Source organism: Mycobacterium sp. E342 (genome assembly GCF_001667665.1).
Taxonomy (GTDB): Bacteria; Actinomycetota; Actinomycetes; order Mycobacteriales; family Mycobacteriaceae; genus Mycobacterium.
In genome coordinates, this window is sequence record NZ_LZJM01000322.1 from 1 (window position 1) to 19,351 (window position 19,351).

General features: G+C 64.7%; 17 protein-coding genes, 1 tRNA gene and 2 pseudogenes. 10 read left to right on the forward strand and 10 right to left on the reverse strand.

What is annotated here, in order from left to right:
• The 8 genes from A5692_RS26270 to A5692_RS26305 form a co-directional block, all read left to right on the forward strand.
• The coding region (locus A5692_RS26270) for an MCE family protein (RefSeq protein WP_067918336.1) at nucleotides 1–1,348 on the forward strand (1,348 nt) is incomplete at its 5' end.
• A 40-nt stretch (nucleotides 1,349–1,388) separates the two neighbouring features.
• On the forward strand, nucleotides 1,389–2,417 hold the full coding sequence (locus tag A5692_RS26275; RefSeq protein WP_067918338.1) for an MCE family protein: 1,029 nt from the start codon (nucleotides 1,389–1,391) through the stop codon (nucleotides 2,415–2,417).
• The gene (locus A5692_RS26280; protein ID WP_067918352.1) at nucleotides 2,414–3,811 is read left to right on the forward strand and encodes an MCE family protein; all 1,398 of its coding nucleotides are present in this window, start codon (nucleotides 2,414–2,416) and stop codon (nucleotides 3,809–3,811) included. Before A5692_RS26275 ends, A5692_RS26280 begins: the two co-directional genes overlap by 4 nt.
• A complete protein-coding gene (locus tag A5692_RS26285; RefSeq protein ID WP_156764221.1) occupies nucleotides 3,808–5,142 on the forward strand; it encodes a virulence factor Mce family protein in 1,335 nt (444 codons plus the stop codon). Before A5692_RS26280 ends, A5692_RS26285 begins: the two co-directional genes overlap by 4 nt.
• On the forward strand, nucleotides 5,139–6,296 hold the full coding sequence (locus tag A5692_RS26290) for a virulence factor Mce family protein (RefSeq protein ID WP_156766297.1): 1,158 nt from the start codon (nucleotides 5,139–5,141) through the stop codon (nucleotides 6,294–6,296). Before A5692_RS26285 ends, A5692_RS26290 begins: the two co-directional genes overlap by 4 nt.
• Before the next feature lie 4 nt (nucleotides 6,297–6,300).
• Nucleotides 6,301–7,779, forward strand: coding sequence for an MCE family protein (locus tag A5692_RS26295; protein WP_067918342.1), 1,479 nt, complete (start codon nucleotides 6,301–6,303; stop codon nucleotides 7,777–7,779).
• Nucleotides 7,743–8,471 carry an Mce protein gene (locus tag A5692_RS26300; RefSeq protein ID WP_067918356.1) on the forward strand — a complete coding sequence of 243 codons (729 nt, stop codon included), beginning with the start codon at nucleotides 7,743–7,745 and terminating at the stop codon, nucleotides 8,469–8,471. Before A5692_RS26295 ends, A5692_RS26300 begins: the two co-directional genes overlap by 37 nt.
• A gap of 236 nt (nucleotides 8,472–8,707) precedes the next feature.
• Complete coding sequence (locus A5692_RS26305; RefSeq protein ID WP_369830328.1) at nucleotides 8,708–9,310, forward strand: hypothetical protein; 603 nt, start codon at nucleotides 8,708–8,710, stop codon at nucleotides 9,308–9,310.
• Nucleotides 9,311–10,580: 1,270 nt separating this feature from the next.
• Here A5692_RS26305 and A5692_RS26310 read toward each other — a convergent pair.
• The gene (locus A5692_RS26310; protein WP_068062085.1) at nucleotides 10,581–11,156 is read right to left on the reverse strand and encodes a DUF6036 family nucleotidyltransferase; all 576 of its coding nucleotides are present in this window, start codon (nucleotides 11,154–11,156) and stop codon (nucleotides 10,581–10,583) included.
• The gene (locus tag A5692_RS26315) at nucleotides 11,156–11,644 is read right to left on the reverse strand and encodes a helix-turn-helix domain-containing protein (protein ID WP_231984470.1); all 489 of its coding nucleotides are present in this window, start codon (nucleotides 11,642–11,644) and stop codon (nucleotides 11,156–11,158) included. Before A5692_RS26315 ends, A5692_RS26310 begins: the two co-directional genes overlap by 1 nt.
• Nucleotides 11,645–11,729: 85 nt before the next feature.
• Here A5692_RS26315 and A5692_RS28700 point away from each other — a divergent pair.
• Nucleotides 11,730–11,840, forward strand: a pseudogene (locus A5692_RS28700) (GNAT family N-acetyltransferase); the annotation flags it as partial.
• A 136-nt stretch (nucleotides 11,841–11,976) separates the two neighbouring features.
• On the opposite strand, the gene A5692_RS26320 reads toward A5692_RS28700, so the two are convergent.
• The 7 genes and pseudogenes from A5692_RS26320 to A5692_RS26350 form a co-directional block, all read right to left on the reverse strand.
• Nucleotides 11,977–12,049: transfer RNA gene (locus A5692_RS26320), tRNA-Arg, on the reverse strand.
• 260 nt (nucleotides 12,050–12,309) lie between these two features.
• A pseudogene (locus A5692_RS26325) lies at nucleotides 12,310–13,875 on the reverse strand (APC family permease); the annotation flags it as partial.
• Nucleotides 13,876–13,950: 75 nt separating this feature from the next.
• Nucleotides 13,951–14,172, reverse strand: a complete 222-nt coding sequence (locus A5692_RS26330) for a hypothetical protein (RefSeq protein ID WP_067919022.1) — start codon at nucleotides 14,170–14,172, stop codon at nucleotides 13,951–13,953.
• Nucleotides 14,173–14,243: 71 nt separating this feature from the next.
• Nucleotides 14,244–14,696, reverse strand: a complete 453-nt coding sequence (locus tag A5692_RS26335; protein WP_068062178.1) for a DUF5709 domain-containing protein — start codon at nucleotides 14,694–14,696, stop codon at nucleotides 14,244–14,246.
• Nucleotides 14,697–14,906: 210 nt separating this feature from the next.
• Nucleotides 14,907–15,332 (reverse strand): hypothetical protein, encoded by a 426-nt coding sequence (locus tag A5692_RS26340; RefSeq protein WP_067919023.1) that lies wholly within the window; start codon nucleotides 15,330–15,332, stop codon nucleotides 14,907–14,909.
• A gap of 184 nt (nucleotides 15,333–15,516) precedes the next feature.
• Nucleotides 15,517–15,825 (reverse strand): hypothetical protein, encoded by a 309-nt coding sequence (locus A5692_RS26345; protein ID WP_142393493.1) that lies wholly within the window; start codon nucleotides 15,823–15,825, stop codon nucleotides 15,517–15,519.
• A gap of 10 nt (nucleotides 15,826–15,835) precedes the next feature.
• Nucleotides 15,836–17,248, reverse strand: coding sequence for a phosphoribosyltransferase family protein (locus A5692_RS26350; RefSeq protein ID WP_082963103.1), 1,413 nt, complete (start codon nucleotides 17,246–17,248; stop codon nucleotides 15,836–15,838).
• 114 nt (nucleotides 17,249–17,362) lie between these two features.
• Here A5692_RS26350 and A5692_RS26355 point away from each other — a divergent pair, with 114 nt between their 5' ends.
• On the forward strand, nucleotides 17,363–18,529 hold the full coding sequence (locus tag A5692_RS26355) for a CapA family protein (protein ID WP_068062182.1): 1,167 nt from the start codon (nucleotides 17,363–17,365) through the stop codon (nucleotides 18,527–18,529).
• On the opposite strand, the gene A5692_RS26360 is transcribed toward A5692_RS26355, so the two are convergent.
• Nucleotides 18,510–19,334 carry an LLM class F420-dependent oxidoreductase gene (locus A5692_RS26360; protein WP_082963116.1) on the reverse strand — a complete coding sequence of 275 codons (825 nt, stop codon included), beginning with the start codon at nucleotides 19,332–19,334 and terminating at the stop codon, nucleotides 18,510–18,512. The two genes, A5692_RS26355 and A5692_RS26360, sit on opposite strands and share 20 nt — an antisense overlap.
• Between the last annotated feature and the right edge of the window lie 17 nt (nucleotides 19,335–19,351).

Below are 19,351 nucleotides of genomic sequence, written 5' to 3' on the forward strand. Positions count from 1 at the left end.
CCTGATGTCGGATCGCTCAGGCCTGGTGATGGAACCCGGCGCGGCGGTGAAATTGCGCGGCGTCCAGGTTGGCCGGGTGTCGTCGATCCAGCCAGGTGATCCGGTGAGACTTCACCTGGAGCTCTACCCGGAGCAGCTCAGGTACATCCCGGCCAACGTGGGCGCCAAAATCACCGCCACCACGGCATTCGGTGCCAAGTATGTCGACCTGACCACGCCCGCGCACCCGACCGCTAAACGGCTCGCGGCCGGCGCGGTGGTCGAAGCAAGCAACGTGACCGTCGAGGTGAACACCGTCTTTCAGAACCTCGTGGGCGTGCTCGACCAGGTCGACGTCCCCAAACTGAACGCGGTGCTCACCGCGGTGGCCGACGGGTTTCGCGGGAAGGGCGAGGCGATCGGCGAAGCCACCACCGACCTCAACCAGGTCCTGCTGACGATCAATCCGCGCAGCGAGACCATCCGGGCCGACTACCGCGCCCTGAAGGGATTCAGCGACGCCTACGGCGCGGCCGCACACGACATCCTCACGACGCTGGACGCCGCCAGCACGACCGCCACCACCGTCACCAAGGACGCCAAGGAACTTGACGCACTGTTGCTCAACGTCAGTGGACTCTCCCGCGCGGGCACCAACCTGATCGGCCCGAACAAGGACAACCTCGTGCACGGCATCAACCTGCTGGAGTCCACAACGCGGCTGCTGATGAAGTACAACCCTGAGCTCACCTGCACGCTGGTCGGCGCCAAGACCGCCGCCGACAGGTTCACCGGCCCGGCCGGCGGCGACAACGGGTATTCGGTGATCCTGGACTCTGGCCTGCTCTTCGGGGAAGACGCGTACAAGTTCCCCGACAACCTGCCGATCAACGGCGCCAAGGGCGGCCCCGGTGGTCAGCCCGGGTGCGGATCGTTGCCCGACGTCGCCAAGAATTTCCCGCAGCGCTACCTCGTCACCAACACCGGGTGGGGCACCGGACTGGACATGCGGCCCAACCCCGGCATCGGCTTCCCGGGGTATGTCGACTATCTCCCCGTCACCCGGGGGACACCGCAACCGCCTAGCATTCGGCACCCCGGCGGCCCGGCGCCCGGCCCCGTTCAAGGAACGGATGGATACAACAGTCCGGCACCCTATGGGGCGCCGCGATACGCCCCGGACGGCACCCCGCTGTATCCCGGTCTGCCGCCGGCTCCCCCGCCGGGCAGGCCACGCGAACCGGGTCCTCCGCCGGCGGGTTCGGAACCGTTCGTGCCGCCGGTGCGCTCCGGGCAGCAACAAACCTGCGGCCTGGTCAACAACGACTGCGCACCGTTGCCACCGCCGCCTTATAGCCCGGCGCCGTGACCACCGAATGAGACACCAGCAGCGATAGAGGAAGGCAGACATGCGAGAGAATTTGGCCGGTGCCCTGTGGCGCCTGTCCATCTACTTGGTCGTATGCCTGCTCGGCGCGTTTGCGCTCATCGCAGTGTTCGCCCAGTTGCGCTTTCAGTCGGAGAAGACCTACAAGGCCCAGTTCGCGAACGTGTCGGGCCTGCAGGAGGGAAACTTCATCCGCGTCGCCGGGGTCGAGGTCGGCAAGGTCAAAAGCATCACCGTCCAGCCCGACTCCACCGTGCTCGTCGAGTTCACCGCGGCCGACTCGGTGGTGCTCACCGAGGGCACCAGGGCCGCCATCCGCTTCGCGGACCTTATCGGCGGCAGGTACATGGCCCTGGAGGAGGGCGCCGGGGGAGTCAAGCGGCTTAATCCGGGCACGACCATCCCGCTGGCGCGGACCGAGCCGGCGCTGGACCTCGACGCATTGATCGGCGGCTTCCGGCCGCTGTTCCGCGCGCTGGACCCGGACCAGGTCAACAAGCTCACCGGCCAACTCGTGGCGGCGTTCCAGGGGCAGGGAGGCACGATCGGCTCTTTTCTCACCCAGGCCGCGGCCCTGACCAACACGCTGGCCGACCGCGATCAACTGATCGGTCAGGTCATCACCAACCTGAATACCCTGCTCGGTTCACTGAGCGGCCAGAGCAAGCAGTTCGCCCAGGCGGTCGACTCACTGGCCGAATTGGTGCGAGGGCTCAAGGGCCGCAAGCAAGACATCAGCAACGGAGTTGCATACGCCAACGCGGCCGCCGGGTCGATCGCCGATCTCCTGTCACAGGCCCGTCCGCCGGTCAGGAAGGTGGTACACGAGCTCGATCGGACCGCCGCAAACGTGCTGGCAGACCACGACTATTTCGACAACTTCCTCAACACCTGGGCCGACGCGACGCAAATACTGAACAGGCAGGGCATGTACGGAGACTTCTTCAGCTTCTATCTGTGCGACATCCTGATCAAGGTCAACGGTAAGGGCGGCCAGCCGGTGTACATCAAGATGGCCGGCCAGGCCACCGGCAGGTGCACGCCGCGATGAAACCCTTCTCCGAACGCAATCCGTTGATCATCGGCCTCATCGGCGTCGGCGCCACCCTGGCTGTCGTGTTGATCTCCCTGAACTATGACAAGCTGCCGTTCTTCAGCAGGGGCAAGACCTATTCGGCGTACTTCGCCGAGGCCGGCGGCTTGGCACCGGGTGACCACGTCCAGGTATCGGGTTACCGGGTCGGGCAGGTCTTGGACGTTGCCCTGGACGGACCGCGGGTACTGGTCAAGTTCAGCGTCGCCAACAACGTCCGCCTCGGTGACCGCACCGAGGCGGCGATCAAGCTGAAGAGCGTTCTCGGCAGCAAACTCTTGGAGGTAACCCCGCGCGGCGATGGGCAGCTGGGCGGCCCGATACCGCTCGACCGAACCAGGCCGGCCTATCAACTGCCAGACGCGCTGAGCGATCTCAGCAATACCATCAGCGGGTTGGACACCCAGCAGTTGTCCACCTCGCTGGCCGTGCTGTCCGACACCTTCGCCGACACACCGCCCGACTTGAAGCAGGCGGTGCAGGGGGTGGCGCGCTTCTCTCAGACACTGAACGAGCGCGACGCGCAGCTGCGAAACCTGTTGAGCAGCGCCAACAAAGCAACCAAGGTGTTGGCCGAGCGCAGCGACGAAGTGGTCAACCTCGTCGCCAACACCAACGCGCTACTGGTTCAACTGAGAAGCCAAAGCAGTGCGCTGGGCCAGATCTCGAGCAATTTGTCCGCCGTGGCGCAGCAAATCAAGGGCTTCATCGCCGAGAACCGCAACACACTCAAGCCGGCGCTGGACAAGCTCAACGGGGTATTGGCCATCCTGGACAACCGCAAAGAACGCGTCCAGAAAGCGATCGTCGGCCTCAACAGATACGCCTTAGGGCTCGGTGAAGCCGTCAGCTCGGGACCGTTCTTCAAGGCGTATCTGGTCAACCTGCTGCCCGGGCAGTTCGTGGAGCCCTTCATCGACGCGGCCTTCTCCGATCTGGGCCTGGACCCCAATGTGCTGCTGCCCTCACAGCGCACGGACCCGCAGCGCGGGCAGCCGGGCACGCCGCCGCTGCCGATTCCGTTCCCGCGCACCGGCCAAGGCGGGGAACCACGCATGACCATTCCAGATGCCATAACCGGCAACCCGAGCGACCATCCATGCGGTGTGCCCGGCGTGGCGTTGCCCGGCCCTGGCTGCTATCCGTATCGGGAGCCGCTGCCCGCGCCGCCACCCGGCGGCCCGCCGCCGGGACCTCCCGCGCCGCCGGGCCCCGGCGAAGGACAGTCCATCCCGCCAGGGGGGCCCGTCGAACTACCAGCACCTGGTCAGATACCGCCGAGCCAACCGCCCGTGCTGAACGGACCCGGACCCATCGGCCCGTCCCAGCCGGCCGGAGGTGGTGGCCAGTGAGGTCCCGTTACGTCAAGCTCGGCGTGGCCATCGCCCTGGCGGTCGTCCTCGTCGGCGGCATCGTCACCGTCGTGGGGTTGGCGACCGGCATAGGCCACACGCAAGTCGTCGGCTATTTTGCGGACAGCACCGGCCTCTACACCGGGGACGACGTCGTTATCCTCGGCGTGCGCGTCGGCAGGGTCGAGAAGATCGAACCGCAACCCGGCCGCGTCAAGATCACCTTCTGGTACGACGACAAATACAAAGTACCCGCCGACGCTAAAGCCGTGATTATCTCGCCGTCACTGGTGACACCCCGAGCCATCCAGCTGACGCCCGCCTACACGGGCGGGCCGACCATGGCCGATCACGCGACAATTCCGCAGGACCGCACCGCCGTTCCGGTCGAATACGACGACTTTCGCCAGCAGCTAGAAAAACTGACTGAGACACTGCAGCCCACCAAGCCAGGCGGAACCAGCACGTTGGGGGCGTTCGTCGACACCGCGGCCGACAACCTGCGCGGCCAGGGGCCGGATATCCGTAACGCGATCATCAAGCTGTCACAGGCGATTTCCGCGCTCGGCGACCACAGCGACGACCTGTTCAGCAGCTTCAAAAACCTGTCCCTCCTGGTCTCCGCCCTGCACGACAGCAGCGACCTGCTGCGGCAACTGAACCAAAACCTGGCCGGGGTGACCGGCTTGTTGGCCAGCGACCCCGACGCGGTCGGCAACGCGGTCCGCGACCTCAACGACGTGGCCGGCGACGTCACGGACTTCGTCGCCGACAACCGTGAGACCCTGGGCGCCACGTCGGACAAGCTGGCATCGGTGACCACGGCGGTGAACCAGAGCCTCGACGACATCAAACAGGTGTTGCATGTCGCCCCGACCGCGTTCCAGAACTTCCTGAACATCTACAACCCCGCGCAGGGCTCGTTGACCGGCATCCTGGGCGTCAACCAATTCGCCAACACGATCCAATTCCTGTGCGCCGCGGTCGAAGCCGCGTCGCGCAAAAACTCCAAGGAGTCGGCCAAGCTGTGCGTGCAATACCTGGCGCCCATCATCAAAAACCGCCAGATCAACTTCCTCCCGCTGGGGGAAAACCTCTTCGTCGGCGCCACCGCGCGGCCGAACGAAATCACCTACAGCGAGGACTGGCTGCGGCCCGACTACGTTCCCCCGCCACCTCCGGGAGCGCCCGCACCGGCCGCCGCGCCGCCGCAGGAAAGCGCAACGGCGCCAGACGCGCCGGCCGCGCCACCGCCGGCCGCGCCGGTGCAGACCCCAGATCCGGCCGCCGGCTTGCGCGGAATGATGGTGCCGTCCGGGGGTGGACAATGAGCCGGGCACCACGCTGGTATCGCATGGCCGCGGGCCTGGTGACGGCACTTGCGCTGGTGCTATCGGGCTGCGGCTTCCACGGGGCGAACTCGTTCAAGCTGCCGGGAACCAAGGGCGGCGGGCCCGGTTCGTACACCGTTAAAGCAGAGATGTCCGACATTCAAAACCTGCAGCGGAACTCCCGCGTCCGGGTCAATGACGTCACCGTCGGCACCGTGAGCGACATCGAACTGCAGGGCTGGCACGCGTTGGTCACGATGAGCATCGAAGGGGGCGTGGACCTCCCGGCCAACGCGACGGCCACGATCGGCCAGACCAGCCTGCTGGGCTCGGTACACCTCGAATTGGCGCCACCCACGGGGGCGCCGCCTGTGGGCAAGCTCAAAAATGGGTCGTTGATACCGCTGTCTTCGGCGGGCGGCTATCCGTCAACCGAACGCACGCTGGCGGCGCTTTCCCTGGTGCTCAACGGCGGCGGCCTAGGGCAGGTCCAGGACATCACCAAGGCGCTGAGCACCGCGTTCACCGGTCGCGAGCAGGACCTGAGAAGCCTGCTGGGCCAGCTCGACAACTTCGTCGGCTACCTCAACGACCAAAAGGACGACATCATCGCCGCGACGAACAGCCTGAACAACCTGGCCGGTCAGTTCGCCGACGAAAAACCGGTGATCGATAAGGCGCTGAAGACGATCCCGGACGCCTTGGCGGTGCTAAAAGACGATCGAGAGGACCTTGCCAACGCGCTGGGTGACCTGAGCAGATTCGGCGCGCTCGCCGCCGACTCGGTCAACAAGACCAAGCAAAGCCTCGTGCAGGAACTTAACGACCTCGGCCCCGTGCTGCAGTCACTGGGCGACGCGGGGGTGTCGTTGACCCGCTCGCTGGGCCTCTTCGGCACCTTCCCGTTCCCCAAGGACACGTTGAGCAAATGGCTGCGCGGTGACTACGCAAATCTGACCGGCATCTTCGACTTGACCCTGAGCCGGCTGGACTCGGGGTTGTTCACCGGCACCCGGTTTGAGTGCAACCTGAGCGAGCTGGAGCTTCAGTGGGGCCGCACCATCGGCCAGCTGCCGAGCCCCTGCATGGCGGGAAGCCAGTACAACCCCGGTAACCCGTTGGTCGTGCCCTACCACTTCAACCAGGGGCCGTGACATCATGCTGAACCGACTCCCCCGACGCATCAAAATCCAGCTGGCGGTTTTCGCGACGGTCAGCAGCGCGGCGGCCGCCATCATGTTTTTCGCCTACATGCAGATACCGACCTTCTTTTTCGGGATCGACCGGTATGAGGTCACGGTCAAACTGCCGCAGGCGGGTGGCCTGTATGCCGGCGGGAATGTCACCTACCACGGCGTCGAAGTCGGTCGGGTGCAGGCGGTGCGCCTGACCGATGCCGGCGCCGAGGCGGTACTGCGGATGAACTCGGATTTCCATATCCCGGCCGATTCCGGCGCCCAGGTGCATAGCGTGTCGGCGGTCGGCGAGCAGTACGTCGAACTGCTGCCGCGCAGCACGACCGGGCCGCCACTGAAAGACGGCGACGTGATACCGGTCGACCGCACGTATGTCCCGCCGGACATCAACTCGCTGTTGGCGGCCACCAACCGCGGACTGAACGCGATCCCACGGGACAACCTGAAAACGGTGGTCGACGAATCGTATGTCGCAGTCGGCGGGCTCGGGCCGGAACTTTCCCGGCTGGTGAAAGGGACGACTGCGGTGTCGATCGACGCCCGAAAGAACCTGGACGCACTGGTCAACCTGATCGACAACTCCAAGCCACTGCTCGACAGCCAGATCGACTCATCGGCCGGGATCCAGGCCTGGGCCTCACACCTGGCGGCGATCACCTCGCAGTTGCGCAACAACGACTCCTCGGTTGCGGGCCTGCTACGCAAGGGCGGACCAGCCACCGCCGAGGCTCGCCAATTGTTCGACCAACTGAACCCCACCTTGCCGATCGTCCTGGCCAACCTGGTCAGTGTCGGGCAGGTAGGAGTCACCTACCGCGACAACCTGGAATCCCTTCTGGTGGAGCTGCCACAGGGTACCGCCGACATCCAGGCAATTGGCGTGGCCAACAAAGACACCAAGCAGCCCTACCATGCTCCCTTCCTGAGCTTCAAACTAAACGGCAACTGGCCGCCGCCGTGCACGACGGGATTCCTGCCGGCCCAGCAGCAGCGGGCGCCCAGTTACGAGGACTACCCGGATGTTCCCAAGGGGGACTTCTACTGCCGGGTGCCACAAGACTCGCAGCTCAACGTGCGTGGCGCGCACAATCTGCCGTGTGAGACCCGGCCCGGCAAGCGGGCGCCGACCGTCAAGATGTGCGAGAGCGACGAGACGTACGTTCCGCTGAACGACGGCTGGAACTGGAAGGGTGACCCGAACGCAACATATTCCGGCCAAGGTGTCCCGCAGTTCAGGCCGGGGGAGGAACCAGCGGGGCAGGTCCCCGCACCGTCGCCGCCCGGTCCGGAACCACCGCCGATCGCAGCCGTCCAGTACGACCCAGCCACGGGCATGTATGTGGGACCCGACGGGCGTATGTACACACAACGAGACCTGGCCCGTGGTGCCACAAAGGAGCAAACATGGCAAAGCATGCTGATGCCGCCCAAGACGAACTGAGCGCAACAGACCGTCCGTCTATGTCCGCGGCGACGCCGGGGCAAAGCGACGGCGACTCAACGCAATCGCCCAACAGGATCACCTCGAAAGACGACAACGCCGCGGCGGCACCCGCCTCGGACGAGTCCGATGCGGCCGACGACTATGACACTGCCGTCGATGAAGACGCCGACGACGCTTCCGAAGACGCCGCGCCGCCCAAAAAGAGGGCCACGCCGGTGCGGCTGGCGGCGGCGTTGGGTTTGGTGACGGTCGTGGCCTTGGGCGCGGTGGCCGGGTGGTTCGGGTATCGGGGATATCAGGCACGTCAGGCCCAACAGCAACGCGAGCTGCTGGTTCAGGTCGGGCGGCAAGGCGCGCTGAACCTGACCACAATCGACTGGCACCACGCCGACGCTGACGTCCAGCGCATCCTGGACTCCGCGACGGGTCAGTTCTACGACGATTTCTCCCAGCGATCAAAACCTTTCGTTGACGTGGTCAAGAAGGCGCAGTCCACGTCGGTGGGGACAATCACCGACGCGGGTCTCGAGTCGCAATCGGGCGACGAAGCCCAGGTACTGGTGGCTGTATCCGTTAAGACCTCGAATGCCGGTGCCGCCGAACAGGATCCGCGGCATTGGCGAATGCGGATAACGGTGCAGAAGGTTGGCGGTGGCGCAAAAGTCTCCAATGTCGGATTTGTGCCGTGAGCAGGCCGTTGTCCGGCAACCGCCGACACCACACTCTGCCAACCAGAAAAGGAACTATCGCAGTGCGGCTCAAAACCGATCGCAAGACCGATCCGGGTGCAACCGAGGTCTCGGAAGAGAAGACTGGGCAGGGCGCCAGCCAGACGAACGAACCCGAGGCGATCGGCGACGCGGTGACCGCCACCGACGACACCGAATACCGGGCCGAATCGGCCGAGGACACCAGCGACGGCGACGTGGAAGACGTTGCCGAATCAGGCGACACGTCCTCTAATGATGCTGAAACCGATGACATTGAAACCGAAGAAGATGTCAAAGACGTTGAGCCGCCGGGACGTAAACGCCGAATCAGGCGGATCAAATGGTCGCGGGTGCTTGTCTTCTGGGTGCTCCCCGTCGTGGGGATGGCGGTCGCCGCGGCGGCGGGTTATTTGAAGTGGCAAGACGCGTGGGTCCGGGATTCGGCGGTCGCCGGTATCGAGTCGGTCGCGGCCGCTAAGGATTCCACCGTGGCAATACTGTCCTACCAGCCCGACACCGTCGATAAAGACCTAACTGCCGCGCGGGACCGGTTGACCGGCAAGTTCAAGGACTCCTACGCACAATTGGTCCATGACGTCGTGATGCCGGGCGCCAGGAAGGACCACATTTCGGCGATCGCCACCGTTCCCGCGGCGGCGTCGGTGTCGGCGACTCCGAACCACGCGGTCGTCCTGGTGTTCGTCAACCAGACCGTGACTGTTGGCAATGATGCGCCCACGGACACCGCATCCACTGTCCGGGTGACGTTGGACAAGAGCGGCGGCCGTTGGCTGATCTCCTCTTTCGACCCCGTCTAGTCGGAAAGCGCGGTGGCCCAAGGGATATGTCGCTGCAGCATTACAGGGTCGTCTGTGTCGGGCCGAAATTCTGGCACAACGTGTACGGCGGCGTGATGGAGTCTGCACATCCTTGGGCCTTCACCACGTATGTCGCCCCAGGCCGGTAAAAGTAGTACATGCGCACCGTCTCCTGACCGGACTTGTATGCGCAATGCCCAGGCGAGCCGTCGCCCGCTATGGATACACACACCACCTGCATGTTGGGGACGGCTGCTACGGTGCACGGCCCCGGATGCATCGTGACCAACACCTTGCTCTCTCCGGATACCTGTACAACTTCAGGCGGTGTGAGCACAAAGGAGCACTGTCCGGATGCATCTTCCCCCGACGGCGATGCGTGCGAGACGCCGCCCGATCCGACGGGAACGAGCGCCATCCCCATAACCAGTCGCAAAGCCGCGAGACGGCGAGACATCTTCGAATAATACAAGTCAGAGCCCCGGCTAGGTAGGGTTTGAAGCGCACTGCTGGCGAGTCGAACCAAGTCTGCCCCACAACAGATTTCGAGCCCAGCGCGGTATCGAACCCCCGTGGAGACTCGGTGAGCTTCCCATTTTGCTGGCACGGCCACAGATCATTCACACGTGAGTGTTCTCGTATAGCGAGGTCATGGTCGCTGGACCAACCAGATAGATGTTCTCGGCCGCTTATGCTCACGGTTTATCGCTAGGGTTGATGAATTCGGGGCGGCCATCGGCAAGGTTCGGCAATGAATTTTGGCGAGGCGTTTGACTAATATCTCGGCGAGATGCGCCAGGGGCTTTTGGCTCAAGCCGCTACGCCACCGGCCAGCTCGCTCGTCCTGTGAGAACCTCCAAGCGGACGAGTCCGCGGGGTCAAAGCGCCTCTGGCCCCGCCATATTGGGCCATCTGACGCTACATCGCGCCACGGCGTGTCCCAGATTCACCGACCAAACACCGACCACGGATCAGCGTTGACGGAGGGTCGGCAGGACCAGAGCCGCCCTTGGCAGAGAAGCCGACTTGTCTCACGGTGACTGCCGCGACGCATTAGCACCTCTAACGTCGTCCCGAGCGACGTAGGGCGACATATCGGCGCCCCATCCGGTTGGCACGTCTGCGAGCGGCGGGCGAACGTGTAGCCGGAACCTGATGGATCAATAGCGGTTATCCATAATGTGGCAGTACTCGGAAGAAGTGCCTCGCGGCGAAGTGACATCCTTTCCCAATCCTGGCCAATCCCAACGCCGCGGCTGCGGTTCGCGAGCTACTCAACGCTGTTTGTGCGGTGAGCGAGCCAGGCGGCTGCGCGTTGGGAGGCTCTCCCAAAGCGTTCGGGTACGGTCGCGGGGCGCGTTGCGATCACTTGCGGGTCAACAAGATCAGCAGTGATCAGTGCGTCGACGAAGTTCAAGTCCTTCTCTCGGAGAGCACACAATTTCGCAACACACAGGTCTTCCTTGTCGAGGCACCATCCGATGAATTGAGGTTCGCCCGATGGGGGGGCGGTGTTCTCGTTCTGGACCTTGACCAGTCGATCGCGCCATCCGCCGGGCAGTGTCGAGGTCTGCAGGTCTACGGCGTCGATACTGAAGCCGTGAAGCTGCTCAAATGGGGAGAATTCGCCCGCTGCTCCTTCGATTTCGTCTGCGAGACGGGTGATTTCACCGGTGTTGTCGGCGATCGGGAGAACGTCGATTTCCGCCGATCTGGTGGCGTAGAAGGGCAGCTGATCTTCGGTGTAGGTGCCGAGGATCGCTTGGGAGCCGACGATGATCACTTCAGTCAGGCCCGCGATTTGGCAGGCAGTCCGGATAGCGTGCTCAAGCTGGTCGCGCCGCATCAGCGCACCGTGCGCAAAACGCGGATGCGCTCCTCATCGCGGAGCAGTCCACCCATCGGTGAGACTTCGCGCATCTCGATGCAATCGCGGCTGAGTCCAGTAAGGACGCGATGAAGGCCGGGTACGTCGCCGCTTCTCATGAGTGATTCCCAGCGGTCGAGGTTTCTCATGTGTGGCTGGCCGGTGACGCCGGACCGCAATCGTCGCAGGTTGTGCTCGATCGCGGGTTGCCATTGTGTGAGAGTCGACCGCCTCAGGTGCCTGGCCAGCTCGCGGTGCAGTTTCCACGAGCGGCGTTCGGAACGTGTCAGCTTGGGAGTGACCGGCTGGCGGGTGATTTCGAGTCGGTACCCCATACAGGACAGCAGTCGGTCGAGCTGCTCATCGCTGAGTTCAACCTTGTCGGAGAGGAACTGGCTGATGCTCGGCTGGTGCACACCGCTGAGCCGAGACAACTCGGACTGGGTGGTGCCTGTTTCGTGCATCACCGTCCGCAATACGTCACTCCGACCGCTCATGCCCAACTATAGCATTTTCTACTATAGATAGCGGGGGCCGTTTTGTGCGGTGCCGCACGATGAGGTCCGCACGTTCTACGCCAACTTCGAGTTTTGGGCGTCTTCGACCGATCCGCTGCATTTGATGCTGTTGATGAAGGACGCCCGCGCGCTCATCGTCGGCTGATGCAACGCGATTGACTATCGCGGGCCAGGCTGCGCCAGCTGACGCCAACCAATCACCGACCACAGCACCGACCAGAACCAGCCGAGGCCAGTCGGCAGACATCTGAAAACCATCGCTGAACTGCGCAAACACCAAGTGCCCCCGGCAGGATTCGAACCTGCGACACCGGCTTTAGGAGAGCCGTGCTCTATCCCCTGAGCTACGAGGGCGGGGGACGTCGTCGAATACCTGACTGAAACCTAGCTAGGCGGGGTTCAGCGGCGTTCGCGGCGTCCAGGTGCCATTCCGGACGATCAGCCTACGCGTCCTGATGTGGCGGGTGTGAGTGTAGCTGGTATGGCGATGACCACGTGACTTCTAGGTGGGGAGCCTCGTCGTGCCGGCTGGCGTTAGGGCGGCTCGCTCCCGACAAAGCTCATGGGCCTACCGGTTGGACGATGCCCTCACCGGAATCCGCTCCGGTGGGGCCGCGCGTGAGGGTGCGGCCGCGGAAGAAACCCGGGGCGATCGCCCACCAGCCCAGCATCAGGATCACTCCGAGCACCAGCGCGCCGACACCGACCGCCGCGACGGCCCCGAACCCGAGGATCGTGATGTGGTGGCCCTCGTCATCGGTCAACCACTCGGGCCTCGCGTACTGGATGAGCCCGTAGACGAAAACGACCAGTAAGACCACGCCGCCCAGCAACGGGACGACACCGCGCATCACAAAACCCCGGACCGAAGCGGTAAGGGTATGGCGGTAGTACCAGGCGCACGCAAACCCGGTAAGCCCGTAGTAGAACGCGATCATCAACCCGACCGATCCGATCAGCGCGGCCAGCAGGTTCTCGCTGACAAGCGTGAACAGCACGTAGAAGAGCACGGAGACTCCGCCGACCGCGAGTGTGGACGTGGTCGGCGTCAGGTAGCGAGGGTGGGTCTTCGCGAACGAGTCCGGTAACGCCCGGTACGCCCCCATCGACAGGGTGGTGCGCGTTGTCTTCAGGATCGTCGTCTGCGTCGACGCGGAGGCCGACGTCAGGATCGATGCCGCCAGCAACAGCAGTGCAACCTTCCCGAAGACGCCGTTGCCGAACAGTTCCGGACCGATGGAAGCGAACACGTCTTTCGAGTTGTGCGGGTTCCCCAGCCCGATGCCCGCCGTCCCGACACCGGCGAACGCCACGGCCGACACGGTGACCAGGGTGTAGGTCGCCAACAGCAGGAAAGTCGAGATGACGGCGGCGCGGCCAGGCGTGCGGCCGGGGTCGTCGGACTCCTCGTTGCAGGACACGGCGGTGTCCCAGCCCCAGTACATGAAGATTGCCATCAGAATTGCGGGGGCGGCGGTCGTCCCGAAATCAAGACCGCCCGGCCAGAACCAGGACAGCGACGGATGCAGCGAAAAGACCTGGGCGTCACGGGAATACGTCTTGACCAGCGCGACCATCGAAAACGCGACCAGCACCACGATTTGAATGGACAGCAGGGCGTAGAGCAGTCTGGCCGAGACCGCGATGCCGCGATAGCAGATGTACGTCATCGCGGCAATCCAGAAGACGCCCGCGACCGTCGACCAGAGCCTGCTGTTGGCCAGGTCCGCAACCGAATGCCACCCCATCTCGCCGGCCAACCTGAACGAGTACTTCCCGGCGATATCGACCAGGTTGGCCATCACAATCACTTCCGCGGCGATGATGCCCCAGCCGCCGAGCCATCCGACGACAGGTCCAAATGCGCGCGATGCCCATGTGAACGTGGTGCCACAATCCGGTTCTGCCTCGTTGAGTTCTCGGTAGGCGACGGCGATCAGGTAGATCGGGATGAATGAAAGGAGAACGACCGCCGGGGCTTTGACGCCGGCGAGCTGTCCACCACCACTGGCCACGATGAGACCCAATGTCGCGGCAAGGCTGTAGGCGGGCGCCATCGACGCCAGGCCGACCACGACGCCCGAGATCAGACCGAGCGCGCCACCCCGCAGGCCTTTGCTCTTGACGGCAGTCGCCGCGGCCTCGTTATCCGGGGCGGCCGTGGCCGTACCTTTGCTCATCGCGCCCCTTGTTTGAGCATTCCCGGGCCGAGACGGCGTCGAGAAGTCGCCGCGCCTACCGTCGCGGTGCGGCGACTATTGCCATCTGAGATCTTCGTCGAGTTGTTGGGCTCGTTCGTCGAGTTCGGCCGCGGGGCCGGTATCAATGGTGACCTCTTGCCAGTACGTCGGACTGTAGAGGTGAATGTCTTTGCCGCTATTGACCCTCAGCACGCCGCCCGTGAGTACTGCATAGGTGGCGCCGTCCGGATATTCGTGGTCTTCATCCCGGCCGCAAATCTGGATCCACATCTTCATACCGAAAAACCCTCCGCGTCCGCCGATCGAATTCTTGAGGCTACCGCTGCGACGGCGAGCGGGAGAGGGCCTTAATCTTCCTCGTCGATGACGTGCATGGCGGCTTCCTCGGCGGACGCCGCGCCTCCGCTGATTCCGACGTCCGTGGCGAACAGCTCCTCGTCGGCATCTTCGCCAAAACCCAAGTCCGGCGCGATAAGCCGGCCGGCTCGTGCGCTGCCCACCTCGCGCCGTTCCGGAAATTCGGCGTCCCGCTCGGAGGCGTCGCTGCGCCGCTGGTCGTCCTCGTCGAGGACGACGTTGATTCGCGACGCAGGATCTGGCTCTTCCTCCGCGAGAATCTGGTCCATGGTCTCGGCCGGGCCGAATGCGCCGCGCGCGTAAGGGTGCTCGGGCGGTGAGTATCCCTCGTCGAGGATGTCGTCCACGCCGCGATCCACCAGGGTGTCCTCCGGCTGAAGTTGGTTGTCATCCTCGACGCTGTATTCGCCGGCCGCGGGGCCGGTCTCGTAGTGAGCACTCATCATTCGCCTGCCATGTGATCGTCGTTACTGTCACGATATTCGCCGTGTGCGCACTTCAACAGTAAGGATTGCACCTTTTGCGGCATAGGGTCATTTGTCCTTTTCAGCCGAGGTATATCCGTCAATTACGCTGATTCCGGCTACCGACGGAGCGCGAATTCATCTGCAGCATAGAGCCTCCGGCTCGTCCGTCATCTCGGTCGAAGACACTCAGCCCAGTCGCTCGACCTCGTCGGCCGCCTCGGTCAGCGCCGCGGCGAGTTCGCGCGCGGCTGATGCGTCCAGCGCATTCAGGTGACGGGCGTGCACGGAGATCCACCGCCGCGTGGAGCCGTCGACCTGCTGTCGGCCGCAGATCTGCACGTGCGCAGACCCGCTACGGCGAGAGGTGCCCTCGAAGTCGCGAAACCAATTGCTGTCCAGGTGCCAGTCGAACGTGCGAACCGCACCGTCGGGCGGTCCGATCGCGTCGAATGGCATCCCGGCGGACACGTTCTTGGCCGCCCACTGCCGCGCCATGTCCAGCAGCGTCTGCGGTTCGTCGTGTTCGAGGCGCTCCAGCTGAGCGATTTGCGCAGCGGTGAGATGATCGGCCACGTCGCGCCAGTTTTGCGCGGTGTCGTCAGATGCGGTCATGGTTTGCAGTCTGTGCTGGTCTGCCGCCGTTGACGAGAGTCGAAAGTCATGTTGTGGTGGTCCGGCGGCACAGTGGGATCCCTGCGAATCGGTACGGGCCGGCCGGTCTCGGAATTCATGACCGCCGATCAGGCTTTGATTGGCTTGCGGTTCAGACGGTTTGGCGCCCCCGAACGGCCAGCGGTCAGCCGATACCGACGCGAATCCCTTCGTGCCGCTGCTCCAGCTCACTGCTGACTCCAGTGAAGAGATCGTGCGCGTCGGCGTTGACGCCGCGCAGCGTGACCGTCAATTTGCCCGGCTCACTATCGAGGACGATGCCGCCGGCCGGATGCAACGGATATTCGCGGGTCCCGGTGCCACCCGTCCCGGTTGCGGTCGCCAACTCGTAGCCGTGGTCGTCCCGGAGCCGGTCGGCGAGGGCTGTGACGATTTCGCTTGCCAGCTCGTCGGGATCGACTGTCTCCGGCACGGTCAATGTCAGTCTGGTCACCCGCACCACGCTATACCGGGTTCGTGCTCAGAGCTGCGGGGCTCAGGTGGTCGACGAACCAGTCGCGGGCCAGCATGGCGACCTTCTCGAGCGTCCCGGGCTCTTCGAAGAGATGGGTGGCGCCCGGCACGACGGTGAGTTTGCACGTGCCGGGGATCGCTGCTCGCGCTTGCCGATTCAGTTCCAGCACCACGTCGTCATTGCCGCCCACGATGAGCAGCGTCGGCGCGTAAACCCGGGCCAGGAACTGCCCCGCCAGATCCGGCCGGCCGCCCCGGGACACCACCGCCGCGACGTTCACGCGCGGGTCGGTGGCGGCGACCAGGGCCGCGCCCGCGCCGGTGCTGGCACCGAAGTAGCCCACCGGCAGCGCGGCCGTATCCGGCTGGCGGGTCAGCCAGCCGGTGACGTCGACCAGCCGTCGCGCCAAGAGCTCGATGTCGAAAACGTTGGCGCGATTTCGCTCCTCGTCGGGGGTGAGAAGGTCGAATAGCAGCGTGGCGAGACCCGCGGCGTTCAGAACGTCGGCCACGTAGCGGTTGCGGGGGCTGTGTCGGCTGCTTCCACTGCCGTGGGCGAACAGCACCACACCGAGTGGACGCTCGGGGATCGTCAGATGCCCGGCCACCGACACCGAACCGGCGCTGACCCTGACTTCCTCGTCGCGCAATGGCGGGTCGGCCGAGCCGGCATCGGCCAACGGGTCGCGAGAACCGTTTCGGGCCCGCTCGAGGAGTGCGACCACCTCGTCGTCAGAAGTCTGGGTGAAGTTCCGGTAGCCCTGCCCCACGGCGAAGAAGTATTCGGGCGTGTGCAAGCAGACCACTTCGTCGGCGTACCCGGCGAATCTTTCGAACACGTCGCGTCCGCCGATCGGAACTGCCAGCACCACCCGACTCGCGCCCTGGGCGCGAGCGACCTGGCAGGCGGCTTTCGCGGTCGCGCCGGTAGCGACGCCGTCATCGACGATCACCGCGGTCCGCCCCGCCAGCGGAATCGGATCGTGCCCGCTGCGGAACCGTTCCGAGCGACGGGCCAACTCGGCCCGCTGCTTCGCCTCGACCGCCGCCATCTCGGCCCCGGACAAGTGAGCTTCACGCACGATGGCGTCGTTGAGCACTCGCACTCCGCCCTCACCGATCGCGCCGAAGGCCAGCTCGGACTGGAACGGAACCCCGAGCTTGCGCACGACCAATACATCGAGCGGGGCCTGCAGTGCCTTGGCGACCTCGAAGGCCACCGGCACGCCACCGCGTGGTAGGCCCAATACCACAACGTCTTGGCCGCGCAAGGATTCCAAACTCTTGGCCAGCTGTCGTCCGGCGTCAACCCGATCGTCGAACAGTCTTTGTTCGCCCCGCAACGAAGCCAGCCGCTGGACCAGCGGTTGCCCCCACTCGCCATCGGGGTCCGTTTGTGCCATCCCCTGAGTGTGTCGCGAGCCGCCGGTGCGCCGAAGGGCCGTAAGGCCACTCCCGCGGGGACCAAGGCCCCTGACCGGCATTTTCTCCCAACGCCTAGCGTCGGCGTAGTGGAGATGGATCGCCCACTGGGCTCCTCGCATGACTCCGGTGTGGTGACGGTGCTGTTGGGTGGCGACGTCATGCTCGGGCGAGGCGTCGATCAGATCCTGCCCCACCCCGGCGATCCGGAACTGCGTGAGCACTATATGCGTGATGCCGGGGGATATGTCCGGCTGGCCGAGCGGGCACATGGGCCGATCCCGCGTCCGGTGGATTGGCGGTGGCCGTGGGGCGAGGTGCTGACGCTCCTGGACGAGTTCGCCCCGGAGGTCCGTTTGATCAACCTGGAGACAACGATCACCGGACGCGGTGAATTCGCCCACGGCAAAGCGGTCTGTTATCGAATGCATCCGGACAACCTGCCGGCCCTGGCGGCGTTGCGGCCGGACGTCTGCGCGCTGGCCAACAACCACATCCTCGACTTCGGCCGTCGCGGGTTGGCCGACACCGTGTCGGCTCTGACGGGTGCGGGAATCCGGGGCGCCGGGGCGGGGGCCGATTTGCCTACCGCACGCCAACCGGTGGTGCTCGACATTCCCAACAAACGCCGGGTCACGGTGGGCTCGGTGGCGATGCCGTCGGCCGGCGTTCCCGTGTCTTGGGCGGCGCACCACGATCGGCCCGGCGTGCGACTGATCCGGGACGCATCGGTACGCGGCGTCGCCGATGAGGTGGCCGCGGACGTGCTGGCAGACAAACGAGACGGCCAGATCGCCGTCGTTTCGGTGCATTGGGGATCCAATTGGGGCTATGCCCTGGCCGAAGGTGACGTCGCGTTCGCGCACCGGCTGATCGATGCCGGCGTCGACGTCGTGCACGGTCACTCCTCGCATCACCCCAGGCCGATCGAGATATACCGGGGCAGACCGATCCTCTACGGCTGCGGCGATGTCATCGACGACTACGAAGGCATCGGTGGGCACGAGGCCTACCGCGCCGATCTCCGACTGCTGTATCTGACCCGAACCGATCCGGCCACCGGCGAATTGGTGTCGCTACAGATGATCCCGCTGCGCGTGCGCCGGATGCGGCTCGAGCGTGCGTCTCGCGACGAGGCTGAATGGCTGCGCGCAACGATCGAGCAAGCCAGCAGCCGGTTCGGGCTGCGTGTTGTGACGCGGCCGGATGACCTTCTGGAGGTCGACTTACCCGGCAAGGCGCTCAGCGCAGCTCCGCGATGACCTTTGCGAAGTTGTCGACGTGGTTGTCCTGGACGGTGATGAACGTGACCCCGTACTTCTCCCGGTACTCCAGCAACGTGTCGGCCATCTCGCGCGGTGACCCGGTCAGGACGGAGTGCATGGCCAGGATCTCCTCGTCGGACAATCCCGCCGCGTACCGACGCGTCATCGTCAGGTCGGGCAGGTTCTCGCCCTCGGCCGGGACCGCCGTGACGGCGAGGTTCAATTCGAGCGCGTCGAATCGGTCGCCGGCGGCGTTGCGGACGAACTCGACCCGTTCGGTCAGCGGGTCGTCGGCCTCTTTCACCCTCGAACCGGTCAGCCCGATGATGTCGGCGTGCTGGGCGGCGATGGTCAGCACCCGGTCGCCGTTGCCGGCGATGAGGATCGGCGTCGTCGGGTGGTGCTCTTTCAGGTATTTCGTCATGTGGTTCAGGTAGTCGACCCGGGCGCCGGCGCTGGGGTAGGGGAGCTCGGCGGCGTCGAACTCTTCCTTGACATACCCGGTGCCGAGCCCGATTTCGAGGCGGCCGTTACTGAGCTTGTCCAAGTCGCCCAGGTCCCGGCTGAGCAGGGCGGGCTTGTAGAAGGCGGCGTTGAGCACATACATGCTCAGCTTGAGTTTGTCGGTGACCATGGCGGCCGCGGTCAGAGCCGGAATAGGGGCCACGGCGCCGAGATGGTCTGGCACGCAGAGCACATCGAATCCGATGTCTTCCGCCTGCTTCACCTTGTCGACGAATGCTGCGCGCGACTTGATGAAGCGCATGCTCATTCCGAAGCGAAAATCCTTGGTCACCAACAACTCCAATCAACAGATGA

Bases quoted from the DNA above. Each gene is read 5' to 3' on its own strand.
- A5692_RS26290 (WP_156766297.1), top strand. From the start codon at position 5,139: ATGAGCCGGGCACCACGCTGGTATCGCATGGCCGCGGGCCTGGTGACG.
- A5692_RS26340 (WP_067919023.1), bottom strand. From the start codon at position 15,332: ATGACCGCATCTGACGACACCGCGCAAAACTGGCGCGACGTGGCCGAT.
- A5692_RS26355 (WP_068062182.1), top strand. From the start codon at position 17,363: ATGGATCGCCCACTGGGCTCCTCGCATGACTCCGGTGTGGTGACGGTG.
- A5692_RS26295 (WP_067918342.1), top strand. From the start codon at position 6,301: ATGCTGAACCGACTCCCCCGACGCATCAAAATCCAGCTGGCGGTTTTC.
- A5692_RS26350 (WP_082963103.1), bottom strand. From the start codon at position 17,248: ATGGCACAAACGGACCCCGATGGCGAGTGGGGGCAACCGCTGGTCCAG.
- A5692_RS26335 (WP_068062178.1), bottom strand. From the start codon at position 14,696: ATGAGTGCTCACTACGAGACCGGCCCCGCGGCCGGCGAATACAGCGTC.
- A5692_RS26330 (WP_067919022.1), bottom strand. From the start codon at position 14,172: ATGAAGATGTGGATCCAGATTTGCGGCCGGGATGAAGACCACGAATAT.
- A5692_RS26310 (WP_068062085.1), bottom strand. From the start codon at position 11,156: ATGCGGCGCGACCAGCTTGAGCACGCTATCCGGACTGCCTGCCAAATC.
- A5692_RS26280 (WP_067918352.1), top strand. From the start codon at position 2,414: ATGAAACCCTTCTCCGAACGCAATCCGTTGATCATCGGCCTCATCGGC.
- A5692_RS26275 (WP_067918338.1), top strand. From the start codon at position 1,389: ATGCGAGAGAATTTGGCCGGTGCCCTGTGGCGCCTGTCCATCTACTTG.
- A5692_RS26300 (WP_067918356.1), top strand. From the start codon at position 7,743: ATGGCAAAGCATGCTGATGCCGCCCAAGACGAACTGAGCGCAACAGAC.